The sequence below is a fragment of the Kangsaoukella pontilimi genome (genome assembly GCF_009830125.1).
In the GTDB taxonomy this organism is placed as follows: Bacteria; Pseudomonadota; Alphaproteobacteria; order Rhodobacterales; family Rhodobacteraceae; genus Kangsaoukella; species Kangsaoukella pontilimi.
The window spans coordinates 758,764-778,323 of record NZ_WUPT01000001.1 but is presented as its reverse complement, the minus strand read 5'-3'; the positions used below and the strand labels follow the sequence as shown (position 1 = coordinate 778,323).

Sequence of the window (19,560 nt, the reverse complement as noted above, 5' to 3'; positions counted from 1 at the left end):
GAGAGACCATAGCAACGCCGCTATCAGGGGTCAAAACCCCTTTCGCCAGAAGGATTTGGACCATGACAGACCGCCCGTTCTCGCTTTGCGTCTATTGTGGCTCTCGCGACGGGGCCGATCCGGCGTACCGGGACGCGGCGACGGAGCTCGGCCGATCCATCGCGGCACGCGGCTGGCGACTGGTCTATGGCGCGGGCGATGTGGGGCTGATGGGGGCGGTGGCGGATGCGGCGACAACCGCGGGCGCGCCGACCCTTGGCGTCATTCCGACCCATCTCTTGTCCACCGAAGCGCCGCGCCGCGCCTTCGGCGACCGCGTCATCACCGAGACCATGCACGAGCGAAAGAAGGTGATGTTCATGAATGCCGATGCTGTCGCCGTTCTGCCCGGCGGCGCGGGGTCGCTGGACGAATTTTTCGAGGTTCTGACATGGGCTCAGCTCGGTCTGCACGCCAAGCCCATCGTCCTTCTGGACGTGAACGGTTACTGGCAACCTCTTGTCGCCCTTGTAGAACATGTGATCCATGAGGGTTTTGCCGCGGAAACGCTGCGGGGGCTGTTTACCGTTGCTGCGACCGTCGATGACCTTGTGGCCGTTCTGGAAAAGGGAACGCCCGCCTGAAGACTCAGACGGGCGCTCTGTCATTCTGCGAGATGCCTGATCAGGCCGCCTTCAACTCCGACTTCACGATTTCTTCGATCTCGTTCACCGGATGGTTGGTCAGCGTCTTGTCGATCTCACCCACGATCTTGCTCTTCACTTCGTCGTGCAGTTCGTCGCGAAGGACGCCCAGCACCTGGGGAGAGGCGACAAGGACGATACGGTCGAATTCTCCGGCGTGAGCTTTCTTGTAAAGAATGTCCGCCAAGTCCTTGGCAAATCTGTCCTTCTCGAACTCGTGCCAGTCGGTGTCCGAATAGGCGTGGCTGCCCACGTTGGCGCTTTGCTGCACGCGTCCACGCCGGTTCGCCGCCCAGTCCTGGGTCTGCGGGTTCTCTTTCGTTTCTTCATCCGTCACGTCGAGATGCGGGTCCTCGCCGTCGGTGAGGTTTTCAAGGATGAGGGCCTTCTGCCCGTCAGCCACCAAAACCCATGTTCCGTTCTCAAGAATGCTCATCGTTGTCTCCCGTCCCGTGGTGACCGCCAAGATCGCCCTGGCCTTTTTCGTCGGACTTCAGAACGCGGGTCGTGACATCGCCCTTTTCGATCTGACGCTCCTCGTCGCGGGTGCCGACCTTGCGCTCGAGATTGCCCTGCGCCCGTCCTTGCTGACTGGGCGTTTCGATATCTTCCAGCAGTTCCTCGGTCTCGCTCCGGCCGTCTTTCGATCTGTGTCTCTCAGCCATTTCCGAACCTCCATTTCATCTGTGAGAGAAACCCGCTCCCCCCGATGACAGTTCCGAGAAATCCGGACATGAAAAAAGGGCCGCACCAAGGTGCGACCCCGTTTTTCCAAGCCTTGAAAGGGGCTTACATGCGGCTTGCGACGTTTTCCCAGTTCACGAGGTTTTCCAGGAAGTTGTCCAGATAGGCCGGGCGCTTGTTCCGGAAGTCGATGTAGTAGGAATGCTCCCACACGTCGCAGCCCAGAAGGGCGGTCTGACCAAAGCAGACGGGGTTCACGCCGTTCTCGGTCTTGGTCACCTTGAGGCTGCCGTCGCTGTCCTTGACGAGCCAAGCCCAGCCCGAGCCGAACTGACCAGCACCGGCGGCGGCGAATTCCTTCTTGAAAGCGTCCACCGATCCGAAGTTTTCGGTCAGCGCCTGCTCCAGTTCACCCGGCATTTTGCTGTCGCCGGGGCCCATCATCTCCCAGAACTGGTTGTGGTTCCAAAGCTGGCTGATGTTGTTGAAGATACCGGACTGGGCGACGGCGCTGGCGTCGTAGGTGCCCTTGATGATCTCTTCCATGGACTTGCCGTCCCACTCGGTGCCGTCAATCAGCTTGTTGCCGTTGTCGACATAGGCCTTGTGGTGCAGGTCATGGTGATATTCGAGCGTCTCGGCGCTCATGCCTTTCGAGGCAAGCGCGTCATGTGCATAGGGCAGATCAGGAAGTTCAAAAGCCATTGGGTCCCTCTTTCGGTTGGTCGCGTCGCTTGGGCCTTTACCTGTGTCCAAGAGGACGCAGGGTCAAGCCGGTTTCAAAGAATTAACGGGCCGGGCCGCGCGCTTGTTCCTTTCTATCACCGAAAATAGCCGACCTCGGCACCCGGTTTCGACGCATTGGCGAGAAGACCGAAGACATAGGCAGCGACGGACCTGAAACAGACGACCGTCGCCGTTCCCTCGTCTTCGAACCAGACTGCCGCCGCGACCTGCGCCAGACGCGTCCGGCGCACCATCCCCACCGGCAGAGCCGAGGGCCGCAGGTCAGCGGGCGTCAGCTTGGCAAGAGCGTCGCGGATCGCCGCGCCCTCGCCGGTCAGACGAAAGACGGCGCGCGCATCAGAGACGTTGCAAACCAGGTGGTGGTGACCGGACAGCGCATCGCCAAGCTTGGTGACGAGATCCGGAGCTTCGGAATGTGCGGCAGTCAGCATGAGCTCGTCCGGCGACATCCAGAGCAATGCCATACCATCCCCTGCCCCCCGCTGTCCCTTTTCCGGGACTGTCAGACCGACAACCTTTTTGAGAGCGTCCGAGACCCCCTTGTCTCCCAGATCGCCGCGGATCGTGACCATGCCCTGAAGCCCGGCTTCTTCCACGCGGATGCTGCCCGATGATGCCGCGCCGGGCAGTGCGCTAATCCTGTCAGACATTCTGCTTCTCCCCGTCCGGGTCATAGAAGACCGGGCTGACGATCTTGGCCTTGACCGACCCGCCGCCGATGAGAGGGAAGTCGATGACCTCGCCCATGCGGTCCGGCCCACGCTCGACCAGGCCCATCGCGATGCCACGGTCCAGCGTCGGCGAATAGTAGGTCGAGGTCACGCGGCCCTCGGTCTTGCGCTGACCGTTGAGGTTCAGCCCCTCTTCGGCGGCATAGGCACCGTCGGGGATGACCGAGCCGTCGAGCGTCTCAAGACCCACCAGCTTCCAGCGGAGCGGATCGGTCATGTGATCCCTCTCTTGCGCGCGTTTGCCGAGATAGTCCTCTTTCTTCTTTGAGATCGCCCAGTTCAGCCCCAGATCCTGCGGGATCACCGTGCCGTCGGTCTCGTCCCCGATCATGATGAAGCCTTTCTCGGCCCGCATGACGTGAAGCGCCTCGGTCCCATAAGGCGTGATGCTATGCTTCCGGCCCGCATCGAGAAGCGCATCCCAGAAGGCGCGACCCTGGCTCGCCGGCACGGCGACCTCATAGGACAGCTCGCCCGAGAACGAGATGCGGAAGACGCGCGCGTCGAAATCGCCGATCCGCCCTTCGGCCCACTGCATGAAGGGCAGCGCCTCTTTCGACAGGTCCATGTCACCGCCGAGCGCCTGAAGAACCTCACGCGCTTTCGGGCCGACCACGGCCACCTGCGCATATTGCTCGGTCACGTTTGCCACGTAGACCTTCCAGTCCCACCACTCGGTCTGGAGCCATTCCTCCATATGGGCGTGGATGCGATCTGCACCGCCGGTCGTCGTGTGGCAGAGCCACGCGTCGTCGGAGAGCCGCGCGACGACGCCGTCATCTGTCAGGAAGCCGTTTTCGGTGCACATCAGCCCGTACCGGCATTTGCCCACCGGCAGGGTCGACATCATGTTGGTGTAAAGCATGTCGAGGAAGCGGCCCGCATCCGGCCCCTTGACGATCAGCTTGCCGAGTGTCGAGGCGTCCAGAAGGCCCACACGCTCGCGCGTCGCCCGCACCTCGCGGGTGACGGCGTCATGTGTGCTCTCGCCCTCTTTCGGAAAGGCATAGGGACGGCGCCAGTGACCGACCGGTTCCCAATGCGCGCCGTTTTCCTCGTGCCAGTCGTGGATCGGCGTGCGGCGGACCGGCTGGAACAACTCGCCCCGCGCCTCGCCACCGATCGCACCCATCGAGATCGGCGTGTATGGCGGACGGAATGTGGTGGTCCCGACGGCAGGGATATCCTCGCCCAACTCGCGGGCAAGGACTGCCAGACCGTTGATGTTGGACAGTTTCCCCTGATCCGTCGCCATGCCGAGCGTGGTGTAACGCTTGGTGTGCTCGACTGACTGGAAGCCTTCGCGCGCGGCAAGCTCCACGTCCGTCACCTTCACGTCGTTCTGGAAATCGAGCCATGACTTCGCGCGCAACGCATAGGGCGCCTGTGCGGGCATGGCCCAGACGGGCATCATCGGCTGACGGTCTTCCGCGTCCGCCTTCGGTGCCTCGCCCGATCCGCCTCCCGCGGCCCAGGCATCGGCCAGAACCTCGGCGGTCGTCACGGCACCGTTGGCGGCACCGGCGGCGGCCACAAATGGCGTACCGTCGGCCCCGGTGGGCGCGCGGTCGGGGTCGGGCCGGAAGCAGGCGTTCTCGTCATCCCAAGTGAGCTTGCCGCCGCAATGGGACCAGAGATGCACGACCGGCGACCAGCCGCCCGACATGGCGACGCAATCGGCGCGGACCTCTTCGACGACGGCACCCGCACCCGCCTGATCGCAGATGTGCACGACCTCGACCTTGCCTTTGCCAGTCACCTTGGCAATGCCGCGACCGGCAGCGACGCGGATGCCCGCCTCGCGCGCGGCGTCGGCCAGCGGGCCGGTGGCCTGCTTGCGCGCGTCCAGCACGACAGGCACTTCCAGCCCCGCCTCTTTCAGCGCAAGCGCGGTGCGATAGCCGTCATCGTTGTTGGTCACAACGACCGTGCGTTTGCCGGGCGCGACACCATAATTCACGACATAGTCGCGCACGGCGGCAGCGAGCATGACACCGGGCAGGTCGTTGCCCGCGAAGGACAAGGGCCGCTCGATGGAGCCGGTCGCAGTGACGATCCGGCCGGCGCGCACCTTCCAGAGCCGATGACGCGGGCGGCTCGGGTCAGGGGCGTGGTCCGTCAGGCGCTCATAGACCAGCGAATAACCGTGGTCATAGACCCCTGCCCCCATGGCGCGGGTCCGAAGACGCACATTCGGCATCGCCTCGAGCTCGGCCACCGTCGCGGCGACCCAGTCTTCGGCGGGCTGCCCGTCGATCACAGCGCCATCGACAGGCGCGCGGCCGCCCCAATTGGCGGTCTGTTCGACCAGCATGACTTCGGCGCCGCTCACGGCGGCGGCCTTGGCCGCCGTGAGACCGGCGATGCCGCCGCCGACCACGAGGACGTCGGTGGTGACATGCATGTATTCGTAATGATCCGCATCCCGGTGGCGCGGCGCCTTGCCCAGACCCGCAGAGGCCCGGATGACCGGCTCGTAGACATGTTTCCAGAAGGCGCGCGGCCAGAGGAACGTCTTGTAGTAGAACCCGGCGGGCAGAAAACGCGAGAGCTTCGCGTTGATCTCGCCCACGTCGAATTCGAGGCTGGGCCAGTGGTTCTGGCTTTCGGCCGTCAGCCCGTCGAAAAGCTCGGTCGTAGTGGCGCGCGCGTTCGGCTCGAAGGTCTTGGCGGTGCCGAGGTTCATCAGCGCGTTCGGTTCCTCGCCGCCGCTCGTCACGATGCCGCGCGGACGGTGATACTTGAACGACCGCCCGACAAGGGTCTGACCGCTGCCCAGAAGCGCCGCGGCGAGCGTGTCGCCCGCGAAGCCGGTCATGGTCTTTCCGTTGAACCGGAAACTGCGGCGCTCGGACCGGTCGATCAGGCGGCCGCCGGTGGACAGACGATGGCTCATGAAAAGTCCCTCCACGACCAGCCGGGCCGTTTCTCGGAGATGGTCTTGCGCAGCTCTGCAGGCGGTTCGGTCGTTTGCGCCGGATAGGTGCCGAAAACTTCCATGGTCATCGTGTCACGGGCTGCGTGGAACCACTTGCCGCAACCATGGGCGTGGCGCCAGCGCTCGAAATGAACGCCGCGCGGGTTTTCCCGCATGAAGAGATAGCCTTCGAACTCGTCTTCCGACGAGCCGGGACCGAAGCGCGTCAGATGCGCCTCGCCTCCGGGGGAAAGTTCGGTCTCGTCGCAGGCGATGCCGCAATAGGGACAGTCTAGGATCAGCATGACAGCGGGGCCTTTCTTGCCGATGCGCTTCCGGACAGGCGCGCGCTGGCTTTGTCATTCGCAGGCATTCGAATAGACTGCCCCGCGAAGTGCGACGCCATGACAACGCGACCGGAGTGTGTATGAAGGGGTTTCTGTTCGTGATCGGCCTGATCGGCGCGCTCTTGCCGCTCAACGCCTTTCAGGCGCGACGTGCTGCAAAGCGCGACCCGATCGACCCGGAGAGCCTGAAGAAGGCGAGCTTCCCGCGCGCCAGCGGCAACGACTGGCCGTCCAAATGACAGCGAAGGAAGATCAGAAGTTCGTGTAGACCGGCGGCATCTGCGGCGGTTCGTCCGCGATTCCGTAGCCCCGGAACGATACGAGAAGCAGCCCCGCCAGGACGAGCGGCACGAAGATGCCCGCGACAAATCCTGCGATGGCGCCACGGCGGCGGTGGATGGTTTCAGCGTCCGGCAGTCGGTCGAGAATGCGCAACGGTTCGGTCCTTTTTCCTCTGCAGCGGCAAATATGTCGCTTGGCAGAACGATCAAGTCCCGATGCCACTTGCGCGCCGCAATCGGCAGGCATAGGTCGCGATTATGAAACCGTATCTTCAGATCGCACCCCTCGCGGTGCTCCTTGCCGGAGCGGCCATCGCCGTTTGGCGCGGCTTCGACACCCCCAAGGATCGTAGCCGCAACAAGAAACCCCGGTTGCCGCGCAAGTAGCGCGACAGCCACCCCTGGCCCCATATTAGGCCGCGATGCCGAATGGGCGTCCGCGACACCCATCAATGTGCCACCCCGGCCGCAACGCTTTCGTCGATGAACCGGCCTTCGCGGAACCTGTCCAGACCGAACTCGGCGGCGAGCGGCCCCGACGCACCCTTTGCGATCATCTCGGCCGTTGCCCAACCCGAGCCCGGAATGGCCTTGAAGCCCCCCGTTCCCCAGCCACAGTTGATAAAGCAATTGCCAAGCGGCGTCGGTGAGATGATGGGCGAGCGGTCGCCCGTCATGTCCACGATCCCGCCCCACATGCGCAACATTTTCAGACGCGAGATAATCGGGAAGGTCTCGTTCAGCGCGCGCACCGTCTCCTCGATATGGTGGAAAGAGCCGCGCTGCGTATAGTTGTTGTAGCCGTCAGCACCGCCACCAATCACCATCTCGCCCTTGTCGGACTGGCTCATGTAGCCGTGGACCGTATTGGCCATGACGACGACGTCCATGCAGGGCTTGATCGGCTCGCTGACGAGCGCCTGAAGCGCCACCGACTCGATCGGCAGACGGAAGCCCGCCATGTCCGCTACATGGCCCGAATGCCCCGCAACGACGATCCCCAGCTTGTCGCAGTCGATATCGCCCCGGTTGGTGGTCACGCCCTTCACGACACCGCCGTCCGAGCGGATCCCTGTGACCTCGCATTTCTGGATCACGTCCATGCCCATTTCCGAGCATTTCCGGGCATAGCCCCAGGCCACCGCATCGTGCCGCGCCGTGCCGCCCCGCGCCTGCCAGAGCGCACCCAGAACCGGATAGCGCGGCCCCCGGATCTCGATGATCGGGCAAAACTCCTTGACGCGTGCGGGCGAAATGAATTCGGTCTTCACCCCCTGCAGCGCGTTTGCATAGGCGGTGCGCTTGTAACCCCGGACCTCGTGCTCGGTCTGGGCCAGCATCATGACGCCGCGCGGGCTGAACATGACGTTGTAGTTCAGATCCTGGCTCAGGTCCTCGTAAAGCGAGCGCGCCTTCTCATAGATCGCGGCTGACGGGTCCTGAAGATAGTTCGAGCGGATGATCGTTGTGTTCCGCCCCGTGTTGCCGCCGCCCAGCCATCCCTTTTCCAGAATGGCCACGTTCCGGATGCCGTGGTTCTTGCCGAGATAATAGGCCGTCGCCAGCCCGTGCCCGCCCGCGCCGATGATGATCACATCGTATTTGCGTTTCGGTTCGGGGCTGGCCCAGGCACGGGTCCAGCCCTGATGGTCGCGGAACGCTTCGCGTGCGACGGCAAATGCGGAATATCGGGTCATCGGCCAAATGCTCCTTCGACTCGCCCGGGGAAGCCCGGCGGTGCGCCCCTGTTTCTTGCCAAATTCCGGGGCAATGAAAAGGCGACAAACGGCGCTCGAACACGGTTATGCGACATGCGCGCCGCGGCGATGCGACAGGGGGCAGAATGCCGCTTTCCCCTTTCGTCCCGCATGGGTCATGTTTATGTGGGCCTGAGGAGGACCGCATGCTTTTCTGGATCATCGCCGGGATCATCGTCATCGCCGTCACAGCCATTCTGGCCGGTGCGATCCGTGCCGCGCGGGTGGATCGGGGCGTGACGCCGCAAGCCTCCGACATGGCGGTCTATCGCGACCAGCTGGCGGAAGTGGACCGGGATCTCGCGCGCGGCGTCCTGACCGAGGCCGAGGCCGAGGCCGTTCGCGTCGAAGTCTCCCGCCGCCTGCTCGACGCCGACCGCCGCGCCGCCCCGTCGGCTCCTGCCGCCAGCGACCGTGCCGGCATTCTCGGCGCGATCCTCGTTTTCGCGATCGTACTGGTGGGCGGCCTTGCGCTTTATTCCACGATCGGCGCGCCCGGCTACGGTGACCGCCCCCTCGCCCAACGCCTGGCCGAAGCCGAAGCTGCCCGTGCGCTCCGCCCGACGCAGGCCGAGGCCGAAGCCGAAGCACAGGCCGCCGGCGTTCTGCCTCCGCCACGCGAAGCGACGCCCGAATTCAACACACTCATGGAACAGCTGCGCGCCGCGGTCGCCGAACGCCCCGATGACCGCGAGGGCCTGACGCTTCTGGCTCAGAACGAGGCACGGCTCGGCAATCTCTCGGCCGCACGCGCCGCGCAGGAAGCGCTGGTTGCCAGCTACGACGGGAACGCGCCGCTGGACCAGCGTCTCGCTCTTCTCGATCTCATGGTGTTCACCGCCGCAGGCACCGTCAGCACCGATGCCGAGGCCGTCCTCCGTGATCTCGAAACGGTGGCGCCCGGCCGGGGTGAGGTTCTCTACTACCGTGGCCTTGTCGAAGTGCAGAGCGGGCGCCCTGACCGTGCGTTCCCGATCTGGCGCCGCCTCTACGAACAAAGCCCCCCTGACGCACCGTGGATGCCCGTCATCGAAGGCGAAATCCGCGCCATCGCCGCTGCCGCCGGTGTCGATTACGTCCCGCCCGAGCGCCGGGGGCCAAGTGCTGCCGATATCGCCGCAGCAGAAGACATGAGCGCCGAGGACCGCGACGAGATGATCCGGGGAATGGTCGCGGGTCTTGCCGACCGTCTTGCCACCGATGGCGGACCGGCCGAAGACTGGGCACGCCTGATCCGCGCCCTCGGTGTTCTGGGACAGGCCGAACGCGCGGGGCGCATCGCCGAAGAGGCCGAAACCGCCTTCGAAGGCAATGAGGACGCGATCCGCATGATCCGCTCGGCCAGCCAGGACGCGATGCGGAATGCCGGGGGCGCCGGCCAATGATCACCGACGATATCGCGGATTTCGCAGGCCGCCTGCCGTCCTTTGGCGCTCTGATGGGCCTCGATCTTGGGACCGAGACCATCGGCGTCGCGGTCACCGACGGGATGCGCAGCGTCGCCACCCCGCTCGAGACGATCCGGCGCAAGAAATTCGGGATCGACGCGGATCGGCTTCTCGCAATTGCCGGGGACCGCGCCATTACCGGCATCATCCTTGGCCTGCCGCTCAACATGGACGGCAGCGAGGGTCCCCGCTGCCAGTCGACCCGCGCCTTCGCCCAGAACCTCTCCGGGCGCACCGACCTGCCCATTGGCTTCTGGGACGAACGCCTCTCGACGGTGGCCGCCGAACGCGCGCTCCTCGAAGCCGACACCAGTCGCAAGCGCCGGAGCGAGGTCATCGACCACGTGGCGGCATCCTACATTCTGCAGGGCGCCCTCGACCGCCTCAGCCACATGGAGCGCAGCCAATGACCGACACCGTCTGGCGCCGGAACGAGATCGAAAGCCCCTGCATCCGTGTGTGCGTGCTCAATCCCGACACGCGGCTCTGCCTCGGCTGTCACCGCACGGCAGACGAGATCGCCGGATGGTCCCGGATGTCGCCCGAGGCCCGGCGCGATATCATCGAGGCCCTTCCCGAGCGCGCAAAATCCCAGCCTCGGACCCGCAAGGGGGGCCGTGCTGCCCGCTTGGCCCGGCGCACCTCCTGACACCTTCTTCTTGGCGAAAATACTCCCCGCGCGGAGCGCGAAACGCGGCGCCTGGAGGGCGGCGCAGACAGCGCGTGCGGGCGCAAGCCCGCGCAACTCGGGAGCAGCCACGAAAAAGCCCGGTCACCGAGGTGCCGGGCCTTGCCAGGTCAGGCGATCGCGCGATCAGTCGTCGCGATGAACCTTCTCGCGGCGCTCATGGCGTTCCTGCGCCTCGAGCGACAGCGTCGCGATGGGCCGCGCGTCGAGACGCTTGAGCGAGATCGGGTCGCCCGTCTCTTCGCAATAGCCGTACTCGCCCTCTTCGATCCGGCGCAGCGCCGCGTCGATCTTGGCCACGAGCTTGCGCTGCCGGTCACGGGTCCGAAGCTCCAGCGCGCGGTCGGTTTCCTCGCTGGCGCGGTCCGCGATATCGGGGATGTTCCGGGTCGAGTTCTGAAGATCGGTGATGGTCGACTTGCTGTCGCCCATCAGGTCCGCCTTCCAGGCCAGAAGCTTGCGGCGGAAATATTCGAGCTGACGCTCGTTCATGAAGGGCTCGTCCTCGGCGGGACGGTAATCCTCAGGCAGAAATACCTCGGCCTTCATTGCGTTCCCCTTTTTTATCATTGCCAAAACCCCCCTAAATTGGGGCCATTGGTCGGAAGCTCGGTCAGGTGGCCTCTCATGGGCGGGCGTGTACCGCATCGCAAGGGGGTTGTCCACGGAGAACGGCGGGCTTGAAGGTCTTTCAGGCGCGGGCTAGCCTCGCTTCTCAGCCCCGCGCGGGAACAGGACCGGATATGCATTTTCAGGGCACAGACGCCTATATCGCCGCCGACGATCTCAGAATCGCCGTCAATGCCGCGATCCGGCTGGAACGCCCTCTTCTGGTCAAGGGCGAGCCCGGCACCGGCAAGACCGAACTGGCCCGCCAAGTTGCCGCCGGCCTGGACCTCCCGCTGATCGAATGGCACGTGAAATCCACCACGCGCGCCGCGCAGGGCCTTTATGAGTACGACGCGGTCAGCCGTCTCAGGGACAGTCAGCTCGGCGAGGGCAAGGTCGAGGATATCGGCGCCTATATCCGCCCGGGCAAACTCTGGGAGGCATTCGCCGCCGAAGAGCGCGTGGTCCTGCTGATCGACGAGATCGACAAGGCCGATATCGAGTTTCCGAACGACCTTCTGCAGGAACTCGACCGGATGGAGTTCCACGTGTACGAGACCGGCGAAACGGTCCGCGCGAAACACCGTCCCGTCGTGATCATCACGTCCAACAATGAGAAGGAACTGCCCGACGCATTTCTGCGCCGCTGCTTCTTTCACTACATCCGCTTTCCCGAAGCCGAGGTTCTGGAAGCCATCGTCCGCGTCCATTTCCCGGATATCAAGGACCGACTTCTGACCACGGCGCTGACCCAGTTCTACGAGCTCCGCGACACGCCGGGGCTGAAGAAAAAGCCGTCGACTTCCGAGGTCCTCGACTGGCTCAAGCTGATCCTCGCCGAAGACCTGTCGCCCGAAGATCTCCGCCGCGACAGCGGTGACGCGCTTCCGATCCTTCATGGTGCGCTTCTGAAGAACGAGCAGGATGTGTCGCTCTTTGAGCGCCTTGCCTTCATGTCGCGGAGCGGTCGCTCGTGAGCGGCGCAGCCCGAGAATGTCATGATGTCTTCGGCGGAGTGGGCACGTCCGCGGAATTCTGGAGGCCCGCATGAAAGCTGCCCTGTTCCTCGCCGCCGGTCTGGCGTTCGCCGCCTGCGCGCCCTCCGAGACCACGCGCCGCGCCGACCCCGGCCTGTCGCTTCCTCCGATGAAGACTTTCGCACCCAGTCCGGCGTCCCGACCGCAACTGCCCAATACCGATCTGGCGCGCGACTTTCTCGAGCTGACCTTCGTGCTGGAAAACGGCACCGAGATGGACCGGTTCACACGTTTCGAGGGCACCGTGACCGTCGGCGTCTCGGGCGAGAGCGGCGCGGTGCCGCCCAGCCTCGACGGCGATCTTGACCGCCTGCTTACGCGTCTCCGCTCCGAGGCCGGGATCGACATCCGCCGCGCCCGCCCGGGCGAGATTCCGTCGATCGTGATCGAGCCGGTCAAGCGGTCGAGCATTCAGCGCGTCGCCCCCTCAGCCGCCTGTTTCGTGCGGCCGAACGTGGCCGGTTGGGACGATTACAAGCGCCGCCGGAACGACCCGACAACCTACTGGAATACACTCCGGGCGCGCGAACGCATGGCGATCTTCCTGCCGAACGACGTCAGCCCGCAAGAGGTGCGCGACTGTCTTCACGAAGAGATCGCTCAGGCCCTCGGCCCGGTGAACGACGTTTATCGCCTCAGCCAGTCGATCTTCAACGACGACAATTTCCACACCGTTCTGACCGGCTACGACATGATGATCCTGCGCGCCTATTACGACCCGGCGCTTCGAAACGGCATGAGCGAGGGCGAGGTCGCGCGGCGCCTGCCCGCAGTCCTGTCCCGCGTGAATCCGGGCGGTGGCCCCATCGGCGCGGTCAAGCGCGGTGGCTTGAGCGAGGACTGGGACCGCGCGATCGACACCGCCACCACACCGCGCTCGCCCCGCGCAAAACGGCTCAGGGCCGCGAATGACGCCGTTGCGCTGGCCCGCGGCTTCGGGCAGTCCGATACGCGCCTCGCCTTCTCGCATTACGTGCTGGGGCGCCTGCTTCTGAGCGAAAGCCCGGACAAGGCCCTTGCGGCGTTCATCGCCGCCGGCCGCATCTATCAGCGCCGCCCGGACACCTCGGTCCAGGAAGCTCATGTCGCCATGCAGATGGCCGCTTTCCAGCTTTCGCTCGGGCGGGCCGACACGGCGATCGGGCTGGTCGATCAAAGCCTGCCTGTCGTCCGACGTTCGGAACATGCCGCGCTGCTGTCGCTGCTTCTGATGGTCAAGGCCGAGGCGCTGATGTTGAAGGGCGACACCGCCGATGGAGAGCGGTTGAAGACTGAAGCGCTCGGCTGGGCTCGCTACGGCTTCGGCTCGGCCAGTGAAATCGCCGCCCGCACCGCCGAGATCGAGGCGATCAGCCCGCGGACACGCAAAGGAGACCCCGCATGATCATTCTCGGCACGCTGATCATCGGCATCGGTCTTGGCCTCAGAACCGCGCGGAAGCGGAACGGCACGAGGCTCGACATGGCGCAATATGCGGCCGGATACGGTATTGCCTTCGCGCTTCTGGGGGTGCTCGTCACCATCGTGATCGAGCGCTCGATCACCTGATGTTCCGCCCGTTCTTCGAGACGCTGCGCCGGAGCGGCGTGCCGGTCTCGCTCAGGGAATACCTGTCCTTCCTCGCGGGTCTCGATGCGGGCCTTGTCACCTATCACGTGGATGGTTTCTATTACCTTGCCCGCGCCACGATGGTGAAGAACGAGGCCCATATCGACCGCTTCGACCGCGCCTTCGCAGAAAGCTTCAAGGGCATCGAAGGACTAACCGAGGCCGATGTGCTGAACGCGCTCGACCTGCCCGAGGACTGGCTGAGGAAGATGGCGGAAAAGCATCTGAGCCCCGAAGAGATGGCCGAGATCGAGGCCCTTGGCGGGTTCGACAAGCTGATGGAGACGCTGCGCGAACGGCTGGAAGAGCAGAAGGGCCGGCATCAGGGCGGCAACAAGTGGATCGGAACGGCTGGCACGTCACCGTTTGGCGCCTACGGGTACAACCCCGAAGGCGTGCGCATCGGTCAGGACCGCTCGCGTCACCAGCGGGCGGTCAAGGTCTGGGACAAGCGCACGTTTCGGGATTTCGACGACACGCGTGAAATCGGGACACGCACGATCAAGGTGGCGTTGAAACGGCTCAGGCAATGGGCGCGCGAGGGGGCGGCGGACGAGTTGGACCTCGACGGTACCATCGACGCCACCGCGCGGCAGGGCTGGCTCGACGTGAAAACGCGGCCCGAGCGGCGGAATGCGGTGCGGGTGATCCTGTTTCTGGACGTTGGCGGCTCGATGGACGGCCATGTGAAGATCGTCGAAGAACTGTTCTCGGCGGCCCGCACCGAGTTCAAGCATCTCACGCATTTCTATTTTCACAACTGTCTCTACGAAGGCGTCTGGCGCGAGAACGCCCGGCGTTGGAATGCCCGCACGGCGACCTGGGACGTGCTGAACACCTACGGACCGACGCACAAATGCATATTCGTGGGCGATGCGGCCATGTCGCCCTATGAAATCGCCATACCGGGCGGCGCGAACGAGCATTGGAACGACGAAGCGGGCGCTGTCTGGCTGGAGAGAGCGCGCACGCACTGGCCCGATTTCCTATGGATCAATCCGGTGCCGGAAGAGCACTGGCGCTATACGCAATCGACCGCAATGATACGCGAGATCATTGGCTCGGAGCGCATGGTGCCCCTTACCCTGGATGGCCTGACGCGGGGTATGAAGCTGCTCGGCTGAGCGAAATCAGCTATTCTTTTCAGATGCTTCGGAGGCTTCTTCGGCCTCACGAAGGCGTTGCAAGAGCCCCTCGAACGCGTCATCGCCTTTGCTGGATGGGGTGCCCATCGCAAACCGTAACGCGTCGTCGAGCAAATCCTCATCTGATTTGCGCTGGCGATATTTTTGCCGAATAAACATAGCTGCCTCGTATGCTAAACTTCGTTTGCGGCAAAAAAGTTTCCACAGATTGAACTTTTTTTGTTCGCGAGAGACATTTTCATATCCGGGGGGCCGCGACACGGCCATTGCTCCACCCTCTCCCTCGCCCCATATGGTGTGCCATGCTGAAATTCACACCGATCCTGCTGGCTATTCTTTACGGTCTCGTCCTCTACCGCTTTTCGGTCTGGCGGACGGGGCGCGAGCTTGATCAGAAGTCGACCGAACTGGCCGATCCGGTTCTGAAACGGCTGACCGATCAGATGGCCGCGTCGCTCGACCTGCCCCGGATCAAGGTGCATATCTACGAGATCGACCCTGTGAACGGCCTTGCGGCGCCGGACGGGCGCATCTTTATCACTCGAGGGTTCTACCGAAAGTACCGCAATGGCGAGGTTTCGGCCGAGGAACTGGCAAGCGTCATCGCACACGAGCTTGGCCATGTGGCGCTTGGGCATTCGCGGCGGCGGATGATCGACTTTTCCGGCCAGAACGCGCTGCGCACGGCCCTCGCGATGATCCTGTCGCGCTTTGTGCCCTTTGTCGGTGTCTATATCGCGGGGTTCCTGACCACGCTTCTGGCTGCGCGGCTCAGCCGGTCGGACGAGTACGAGGCCGACGCCTATGCCTCGGCGCTTCTGGTCAAGTCCGGGATTGGCACGGGGCCGCAGAAGACGCTCTTTACCAAGCTCGAAGACCTCACCCAATCACGCGGCGGCTCGGCCCCGGCCTGGCTGATGAGCCACCCGAAGACCGCCGAGCGGATCGCAGCCATCGAGAAGAACGAGGAACGCTGGAGCGTCTCCGGTCAGGACGCGTAAAGCGCCTTTCCAAGGCGCGGCAGCCGCGCGCGTTTGAGAACGGCGCGCGGATTGCTGACGTCGATCCCGTATGCTCCGGCTATCCTCAGCACATCCGCAACCACGGCCCCGACCCCATCTGGATCGGCGTGCCACGCCTCGCGGGTAAAGCCGTCCGGATCGCGCCGTACGATCCCATGTGAGGACAGCACGTTTGTCGGGAAATCCTTGAGGTTCTGCGTCAGCAGTTCGTCCGCGCCCCCGGCAATAGCTGCGGCAAGAACGTGGGTGTCATCAGGGTCGGGCAAGGACAGGTCGGCCCCGGCGCCGTCCGGCACGGGGACCATCGCATCCGGGAAGCGTGCCTTCAGAGCGGCGATTTCGGCCTCGGCCACCGGCCCGTCGCCCACGCGCACTGCGGCGCGGCGCCATTCCTCGAGAATGCGCTCGGACCAGAGCGGCGTGAAATACCCTCGTTCGGCCAGCCCCATCACGATCTGCCGAAGCACGGTCGGAAACAGAACGTTGGCGTCAATCAGAACCTTCATGGCAGCAGGCGGAAGGTCAGAGCCTTCAGGTATCCCGTCTCGGCAAGATGCGCATGTTGCGGGTGGTCCGGCCCGGCAAAGCCAGTCCGGATCAGCTGCGCGGTCCGACCGGCGCGCCCGATGCCTCTGAGCGATGCCTGCCGGAACTGGGTCAGGTCGGCGGCGTGGCTGCAGGAACAGAGCGTCAGCGTGCCGCCCGGCGCGACCAGCGGCGCGGACAGGCGTGCAACCTTTTCGTAAGCGCGCAGCCCGGCGTCGAGCGCGGGTTTCGCCGGCGCAAAGGCGGGCGGATCGCAGATGACGGTCCCGAACTGCCTGCCCTCTTCCGCAAGAGCGGTCAGCGCGTCGAAGGCGTCGGACTGGAGCGTCTCGAAACGGTCACCGGCGCCGGTCAGGTCAGCGCCGCCCCGCGCAAGCTCCAGCGCCGGAGCGGAGCCGTCCACCGACAGTGCAGACCGCGCGCCCCCCGCAAGCGCGGCAAGGGCGAAGCCGCCCACATGGCTGAACACGTCGAGCACATCCGTGCCCTTCGCCAGCCGTGCCACGAAGGCATGATTGGGCCGCTGGTCGTAGAAAAGCCCCGTCTTCTGCCCACCTTCCACATCGGCCAGATAGGTCGCGCCGTTCATCGGCACAGGGATCGGCCCCGCGACACCGCCCGCAAGCACGGTCGAGACATCATCCAGTCCCTCAAGCGCCCGTGCACGGCCAGAGGCGTTCTTGATCACGGTCGTCACGCCCGTGACATCGATCAGCGCCGCCGTCAGTGTATCGGTCAGGACGTCTGCCCATGCGGCGTTGGGCTGAAGAACGGCGGTATCTCCGAACCGGTCAATCACGACGCCGGGCATCCCGTCGCCCTCGGCGTGGATCAGGCGGTAGAAGGGCGCATCAAAAAGCATCTCGCGCAGGTCCAGCGCCGCGCGCAGCCGTGCCGCCAGCCAGCCCTCGTCGATCACGGCCTCGGGGTCCAGGTCGAGCACGCGGGCGATGATCTTGGAATTGGGATTGACCGCGACTGTCGCGATCGGGCGGCGCTCGGCGTCTTCGAGGCGGGCGATGGTGCCGGGGGGCAGCGCCTTGGTGCGGCGGTCGGTGACCGCTTCGTTCTCGTAAACCCACGGCGCACCGCGCCTTATGCGGCGCGGGTCGGTTTTCGGGCGAAGGCGGATAACGGGGCGCGGATCGGTCATTGCCGTCCTCTACCCCGCTCCGCCTCCGCCGGAAAGCGTTATGTCAGCGCTTGAAGCCGAGCGCGCGGGCAAGCCACATCGCACGCTCTTTCCGGGCGCGGATCTCAATGGCGGTGTAGTCGAGGTCGTAGGCTTTGTTACGGGTCATGGTCCTTGGTCTTTCCATATGCTCTATTGCATTTGACCATCAGCTATTCTTGGGGCGTGGGCGCTTAAACCCACAAAGCTGCAACCCCGTCATGCACGCGCCTCATGGCAGGCAATCGCGACGAAATGCCCGTTGTTAGCGGTAACACGAAGTGATATGAGCGCCCCGACACGAAAAAGGACTCACACCCATGACGACATTGAACGACACCGTCCAGCGCGTCACGGACAGGATTATCGAGCGGTCGCAAGGCGCGCGCGGCAGCTATCTGGACAAGATCGCGCGAGCCCGCGACGCGGGGGTGAAGCGGGCTCACCTCTCCTGCGGGAACCAGGCCCATGCCTATGCCGCGATGGGCGATGACAAGGCCGCGCTTGTGGCCGAAGACGCCCCCAATATCGGAATCGTAACGGCCTATAACGACATGCTGTCCGCGCATCAGCCGTTCAAGGATTATCCCGACCGGATCAAGGCCGCAGCCCGCAAGGCAGGCGCAACGGCCCAGGTGGCAGGCGGCGTTCCGGCCATGTGTGACGGCGTCACCCAGGGACAGCCGGGGATGGAGCTGAGCCTCTTCAGCCGGGACGTGATCGCGCTCGCCACCGGCGTGGCGCTCAGCCACAACACCTTCGACGCCGCGCTTTACCTCGGCGTCTGCGACAAGATCGTGCCGGGCCTGATCATTGCGGCTGCCACCTTCGGCCACCTGCCCGGCATTTTCGTGCCTGCAGGACCTATGACCAGCGGTCTGCCGAATGACGAGAAATCCAAGGTCCGCCAGCAATTCGCCGCCGGCGAGATCGGCCGCGACAAGCTGATGGAGGCCGAAATGGCCTCGTATCATGGCCCCGGCACCTGCACCTTTTACGGCACCGCGAACACGAACCAGATGCTCATGGAGTTCATGGGTCTGCATCTGCCGGGCGCGTCGTTCGTGAACCCGAATACACCGCTCCGCGATGCGCTGACCGACGAGGCCGCGCGACGCGCCGCCGCGATCACCGCGCAGGGCAATGACTATCGCCCCGTAGGCGACATTCTGGACGAACGCGCCTTCGTGAACGGCATCGTCGGCTTGATGGCGACGGGCGGCTCCACGAACCTCGTCATCCACCTGCCCGCCATGGCGCGGGCGGCGGGCGTGATCCTGGACATCGAGGATTTCAACGACCTCTCCGCCGCGACGCCCCTGATGGCCAAGGTCTATCCGAATGGTCTTGCGGACGTGAACCATTTCCATGCCGCGGGTGGCCTCGCCTATATGATCGGTGAGCTTCTGGACCTCGGCCTTCTGCACCCCGATACCCGCACTGTCGCGGGCGATGGGCTGTCGCTCTATGCCTCCGAACCTAAGCTGAAGGACGGCGCGCTCGTCTGGGAGGACGGACCGAAGGAAAGCCTCAACGACAAGATCCTCCGACCTGCCGGCGATCCGTTCCAGCCGTCTGGCGGTCTGAAAGAGTTGAAGGGCAATCTGGGCCGCTCGGTCATGAAGGTCTCGGCCGTCGCGCCCGAGCACCAGATCGTCGACGCACCCGCGCGCATCTTCCACGATCAGTCCGAGGTGAAGACGGCGTTTCAGGCTGGCGAGTTCACCGAAGACACCGTCATCGTCGTCCGGTTTCAGGGACCGAAGGCCAACGGGATGCCCGAGCTGCACTCGCTGACACCCATCCTGTCGGTTCTTCTGGGCCGTGGACTGAAGGTTGCCCTTGTGACCGACGGGCGAATGTCAGGCGCGTCCGGCAAGGTGCCTGCCGCAATTCACCTGTCGCCTGAGGCCGCCGATGGCGGACCCATCGCGCGGCTCAAGGACGGGGACCGGGTGCGCGTGGATGCCACTACCGGCAAGATCGAATGTCTTGCCGACGATTTCGACACCCGCGAGCCAATCTCGATCGACCTATCGGCTAACGATGTCGGGCTTGGCCGAGAGCTTTTTACCGCCTTCCGCAGGAATTGCGGTCTGGCGAGTGACGGCGGCGCAACCGTCGTCTGATCAGGATAAA

24 protein-coding genes are annotated in these 19,560 nt (G+C 64.5%); 12 read left to right on the top strand and 12 right to left on the bottom strand.

What is annotated here, in order from left to right; all coding sequences use genetic code 11:
• Positions 1 to 62: 62 nt before the first annotated feature.
• Positions 63 to 623 carry an LOG family protein gene (locus GQ651_RS03940; protein ID WP_160762902.1) on the top strand — a complete coding sequence of 187 codons (561 nt, stop codon included), beginning with the start codon at positions 63 to 65 and terminating at the stop codon, positions 621 to 623.
• A gap of 40 nt (positions 624 to 663) precedes the next feature.
• Here the strand turns inward: GQ651_RS03940 and GQ651_RS03935 are convergent, their stop codons facing one another.
• From GQ651_RS03935 to GQ651_RS03910, 6 genes are all read right to left on the bottom strand, one after another.
• The gene (locus GQ651_RS03935) at positions 664 to 1,119 is read right to left on the bottom strand and encodes a VLRF1 family aeRF1-type release factor (RefSeq protein ID WP_160762901.1); all 456 of its coding nucleotides are present in this window, start codon (positions 1,117 to 1,119) and stop codon (positions 664 to 666) included.
• Entirely contained in the window at positions 1,106 to 1,348 is a 243-nt protein-coding gene (locus GQ651_RS03930; protein ID WP_160762900.1) for a hypothetical protein, read from the bottom strand. Before GQ651_RS03930 ends, GQ651_RS03935 begins: the two co-directional genes overlap by 14 nt.
• Positions 1,349 to 1,472: 124 nt before the next feature.
• Positions 1,473 to 2,072, bottom strand: coding sequence for a superoxide dismutase (locus GQ651_RS03925; RefSeq protein ID WP_160762899.1), 600 nt, complete (start codon positions 2,070 to 2,072; stop codon positions 1,473 to 1,475).
• 116 nt (positions 2,073 to 2,188) lie between these two features.
• Positions 2,189 to 2,764, bottom strand: coding sequence for a sarcosine oxidase subunit gamma (locus GQ651_RS03920; protein WP_160762898.1), 576 nt, complete (start codon positions 2,762 to 2,764; stop codon positions 2,189 to 2,191).
• Positions 2,757 to 5,741 (bottom strand): sarcosine oxidase subunit alpha family protein, encoded by a 2,985-nt coding sequence (locus tag GQ651_RS03915; protein ID WP_160762897.1) that lies wholly within the window; start codon positions 5,739 to 5,741, stop codon positions 2,757 to 2,759. Before GQ651_RS03915 ends, GQ651_RS03920 begins: the two co-directional genes overlap by 8 nt.
• Entirely contained in the window at positions 5,738 to 6,067 is a 330-nt protein-coding gene (locus GQ651_RS03910) for a sarcosine oxidase subunit delta (protein WP_160762896.1), read from the bottom strand. Before GQ651_RS03910 ends, GQ651_RS03915 begins: the two co-directional genes overlap by 4 nt.
• A 122-nt stretch (positions 6,068 to 6,189) precedes the next feature.
• Between GQ651_RS03910 and GQ651_RS03905 the strand changes: the two genes are divergently transcribed.
• Entirely contained in the window at positions 6,190 to 6,348 is a 159-nt protein-coding gene (locus tag GQ651_RS03905) for a hypothetical protein (RefSeq protein ID WP_160762895.1), read from the top strand.
• Positions 6,349 to 6,361: 13 nt separating this feature from the next.
• Here the strand turns inward: GQ651_RS03905 and GQ651_RS03900 are convergent, their stop codons facing one another.
• Positions 6,362 to 6,544 carry a hypothetical protein gene (locus GQ651_RS03900; protein WP_160762894.1) on the bottom strand — a complete coding sequence of 61 codons (183 nt, stop codon included), beginning with the start codon at positions 6,542 to 6,544 and terminating at the stop codon, positions 6,362 to 6,364.
• Between the two features lie 104 nt (positions 6,545 to 6,648).
• Between GQ651_RS03900 and GQ651_RS18880 the strand changes: the two genes are divergently transcribed.
• Positions 6,649 to 6,777: a hypothetical protein gene (locus GQ651_RS18880; RefSeq protein WP_264464681.1), complete on the top strand. Its 129-nt coding sequence runs from the start codon at positions 6,649 to 6,651 to the stop codon at positions 6,775 to 6,777.
• Positions 6,778 to 6,839: 62 nt separating this feature from the next.
• On the opposite strand, the gene GQ651_RS03895 is transcribed toward GQ651_RS18880, so the two are convergent.
• Complete coding sequence (locus tag GQ651_RS03895; protein ID WP_160762893.1) at positions 6,840 to 8,087, bottom strand: sarcosine oxidase subunit beta family protein; 1,248 nt, start codon at positions 8,085 to 8,087, stop codon at positions 6,840 to 6,842.
• 206 nt (positions 8,088 to 8,293) lie between these two features.
• Here GQ651_RS03895 and ccmI point away from each other — a divergent pair, with 206 nt between their 5' ends.
• Genes ccmI through GQ651_RS03880 form a run of 3 tightly spaced genes read left to right on the top strand, consistent with a single transcriptional unit; the run spans position 8,294 to position 10,244 of the window.
• Positions 8,294 to 9,532 (top strand): c-type cytochrome biogenesis protein CcmI, encoded by a 1,239-nt coding sequence (gene ccmI / locus GQ651_RS03890; RefSeq protein WP_160762892.1) that lies wholly within the window; start codon positions 8,294 to 8,296, stop codon positions 9,530 to 9,532.
• The gene (gene ruvX, locus GQ651_RS03885) at positions 9,529 to 10,005 is read left to right on the top strand and encodes a Holliday junction resolvase RuvX (protein WP_160762891.1); all 477 of its coding nucleotides are present in this window, start codon (positions 9,529 to 9,531) and stop codon (positions 10,003 to 10,005) included. Before ccmI ends, ruvX begins: the two co-directional genes overlap by 4 nt.
• Entirely contained in the window at positions 10,002 to 10,244 is a 243-nt protein-coding gene (locus tag GQ651_RS03880; protein ID WP_160762890.1) for a DUF1289 domain-containing protein, read from the top strand. The genes ruvX and GQ651_RS03880 overlap by 4 nt, the downstream gene beginning before the upstream one ends.
• 165 nt (positions 10,245 to 10,409) lie before the next feature.
• Here the strand turns inward: GQ651_RS03880 and dksA are convergent, their stop codons facing one another.
• The gene (gene dksA / locus GQ651_RS03875) at positions 10,410 to 10,832 is read right to left on the bottom strand and encodes an RNA polymerase-binding protein DksA (RefSeq protein WP_160762889.1); all 423 of its coding nucleotides are present in this window, start codon (positions 10,830 to 10,832) and stop codon (positions 10,410 to 10,412) included.
• Positions 10,833 to 11,026: 194 nt separating this feature from the next.
• On the opposite strand from dksA, the gene GQ651_RS03870 reads away from it, so the two are divergent.
• From GQ651_RS03870 to GQ651_RS03860, 4 genes are all read left to right on the top strand, one after another.
• Positions 11,027 to 11,869, top strand: a complete 843-nt coding sequence (locus GQ651_RS03870) for an AAA family ATPase (RefSeq protein ID WP_160762888.1) — start codon at positions 11,027 to 11,029, stop codon at positions 11,867 to 11,869.
• A gap of 70 nt (positions 11,870 to 11,939) precedes the next feature.
• On the top strand, positions 11,940 to 13,313 hold the full coding sequence (locus GQ651_RS03865) for a DUF2927 domain-containing protein (protein ID WP_227257950.1): 1,374 nt from the start codon (positions 11,940 to 11,942) through the stop codon (positions 13,311 to 13,313).
• Positions 13,310 to 13,477, top strand: coding sequence for a hypothetical protein (locus tag GQ651_RS18635; RefSeq protein WP_227257949.1), 168 nt, complete (start codon positions 13,310 to 13,312; stop codon positions 13,475 to 13,477). Before GQ651_RS03865 ends, GQ651_RS18635 begins: the two co-directional genes overlap by 4 nt.
• Positions 13,477 to 14,661 (top strand): vWA domain-containing protein, encoded by a 1,185-nt coding sequence (locus tag GQ651_RS03860; RefSeq protein WP_160762887.1) that lies wholly within the window; start codon positions 13,477 to 13,479, stop codon positions 14,659 to 14,661. The genes GQ651_RS18635 and GQ651_RS03860 overlap by 1 nt, the downstream gene beginning before the upstream one ends.
• 6 nt (positions 14,662 to 14,667) lie before the next feature.
• On the opposite strand, the gene GQ651_RS03855 is transcribed toward GQ651_RS03860, so the two are convergent.
• Positions 14,668 to 14,949, bottom strand: a complete 282-nt coding sequence (locus tag GQ651_RS03855; RefSeq protein ID WP_160762886.1) for a hypothetical protein — start codon at positions 14,947 to 14,949, stop codon at positions 14,668 to 14,670.
• 35 nt (positions 14,950 to 14,984) lie between these two features.
• On the opposite strand from GQ651_RS03855, the gene GQ651_RS03850 reads away from it, so the two are divergent.
• Positions 14,985 to 15,683: a M48 family metallopeptidase gene (locus GQ651_RS03850; protein WP_160762885.1), complete on the top strand. Its 699-nt coding sequence runs from the start codon at positions 14,985 to 14,987 to the stop codon at positions 15,681 to 15,683.
• On the opposite strand, the gene GQ651_RS03845 is transcribed toward GQ651_RS03850, so the two are convergent.
• Entirely contained in the window at positions 15,671 to 16,210 is a 540-nt protein-coding gene (locus tag GQ651_RS03845; RefSeq protein WP_160762884.1) for an RSP_2648 family PIN domain-containing protein, read from the bottom strand. The genes GQ651_RS03850 and GQ651_RS03845 overlap by 13 nt on opposite strands.
• Positions 16,207 to 17,403, bottom strand: coding sequence for an RSP_2647 family RNA methyltransferase (locus tag GQ651_RS03840; protein WP_160762883.1), 1,197 nt, complete (start codon positions 17,401 to 17,403; stop codon positions 16,207 to 16,209). The genes GQ651_RS03845 and GQ651_RS03840 overlap by 4 nt, the downstream gene beginning before the upstream one ends.
• A 338-nt stretch (positions 17,404 to 17,741) precedes the next feature.
• Between GQ651_RS03840 and edd the strand changes: the two genes are divergently transcribed.
• The gene (edd, locus tag GQ651_RS03835) at positions 17,742 to 19,550 is read left to right on the top strand and encodes a phosphogluconate dehydratase (protein WP_160762882.1); all 1,809 of its coding nucleotides are present in this window, start codon (positions 17,742 to 17,744) and stop codon (positions 19,548 to 19,550) included.
• Positions 19,551 to 19,560 lie beyond the last annotated feature (10 nt).

Bases quoted from the DNA above. Each gene is read 5' to 3' on its own strand.
- GQ651_RS03940 (WP_160762902.1), top strand. From the start codon at position 63: ATGACAGACCGCCCGTTCTCGCTTTGCGTCTATTGTGGCTCTCGCGAC.
- GQ651_RS03935 (WP_160762901.1), bottom strand. From the start codon at position 1,119: ATGAGCATTCTTGAGAACGGAACATGGGTTTTGGTGGCTGACGGGCAG.
- GQ651_RS03930 (WP_160762900.1), bottom strand. From the start codon at position 1,348: ATGGCTGAGAGACACAGATCGAAAGACGGCCGGAGCGAGACCGAGGAA.
- GQ651_RS03925 (WP_160762899.1), bottom strand. From the start codon at position 2,072: ATGGCTTTTGAACTTCCTGATCTGCCCTATGCACATGACGCGCTTGCC.
- GQ651_RS03920 (WP_160762898.1), bottom strand. From the start codon at position 2,764: ATGTCTGACAGGATTAGCGCACTGCCCGGCGCGGCATCATCGGGCAGC.
- GQ651_RS03915 (WP_160762897.1), bottom strand. From the start codon at position 5,741: ATGAGCCATCGTCTGTCCACCGGCGGCCGCCTGATCGACCGGTCCGAG.
- GQ651_RS03910 (WP_160762896.1), bottom strand. From the start codon at position 6,067: ATGCTGATCCTAGACTGTCCCTATTGCGGCATCGCCTGCGACGAGACC.
- GQ651_RS03905 (WP_160762895.1), top strand. From the start codon at position 6,190: ATGAAGGGGTTTCTGTTCGTGATCGGCCTGATCGGCGCGCTCTTGCCG.
- GQ651_RS18880 (WP_264464681.1), top strand. From the start codon at position 6,649: ATGAAACCGTATCTTCAGATCGCACCCCTCGCGGTGCTCCTTGCCGGA.
- GQ651_RS03895 (WP_160762893.1), bottom strand. From the start codon at position 8,087: ATGACCCGATATTCCGCATTTGCCGTCGCACGCGAAGCGTTCCGCGAC.
- ccmI (WP_160762892.1), top strand. From the start codon at position 8,294: ATGCTTTTCTGGATCATCGCCGGGATCATCGTCATCGCCGTCACAGCC.
- ruvX (WP_160762891.1), top strand. From the start codon at position 9,529: ATGATCACCGACGATATCGCGGATTTCGCAGGCCGCCTGCCGTCCTTT.
- GQ651_RS03880 (WP_160762890.1), top strand. From the start codon at position 10,002: ATGACCGACACCGTCTGGCGCCGGAACGAGATCGAAAGCCCCTGCATC.
- dksA (WP_160762889.1), bottom strand. From the start codon at position 10,832: ATGAAGGCCGAGGTATTTCTGCCTGAGGATTACCGTCCCGCCGAGGAC.
- GQ651_RS03870 (WP_160762888.1), top strand. From the start codon at position 11,027: ATGCATTTTCAGGGCACAGACGCCTATATCGCCGCCGACGATCTCAGA.
- GQ651_RS03865 (WP_227257950.1), top strand. From the start codon at position 11,940: ATGAAAGCTGCCCTGTTCCTCGCCGCCGGTCTGGCGTTCGCCGCCTGC.
- GQ651_RS18635 (WP_227257949.1), top strand. From the start codon at position 13,310: ATGATCATTCTCGGCACGCTGATCATCGGCATCGGTCTTGGCCTCAGA.
- GQ651_RS03860 (WP_160762887.1), top strand. From the start codon at position 13,477: ATGTTCCGCCCGTTCTTCGAGACGCTGCGCCGGAGCGGCGTGCCGGTC.
- GQ651_RS03855 (WP_160762886.1), bottom strand. From the start codon at position 14,949: ATGGCCGTGTCGCGGCCCCCCGGATATGAAAATGTCTCTCGCGAACAA.
- GQ651_RS03850 (WP_160762885.1), top strand. From the start codon at position 14,985: ATGCTGAAATTCACACCGATCCTGCTGGCTATTCTTTACGGTCTCGTC.
- GQ651_RS03845 (WP_160762884.1), bottom strand. From the start codon at position 16,210: ATGAAGGTTCTGATTGACGCCAACGTTCTGTTTCCGACCGTGCTTCGG.
- GQ651_RS03840 (WP_160762883.1), bottom strand. From the start codon at position 17,403: ATGACCGATCCGCGCCCCGTTATCCGCCTTCGCCCGAAAACCGACCCG.
- edd (WP_160762882.1), top strand. From the start codon at position 17,742: ATGACGACATTGAACGACACCGTCCAGCGCGTCACGGACAGGATTATC.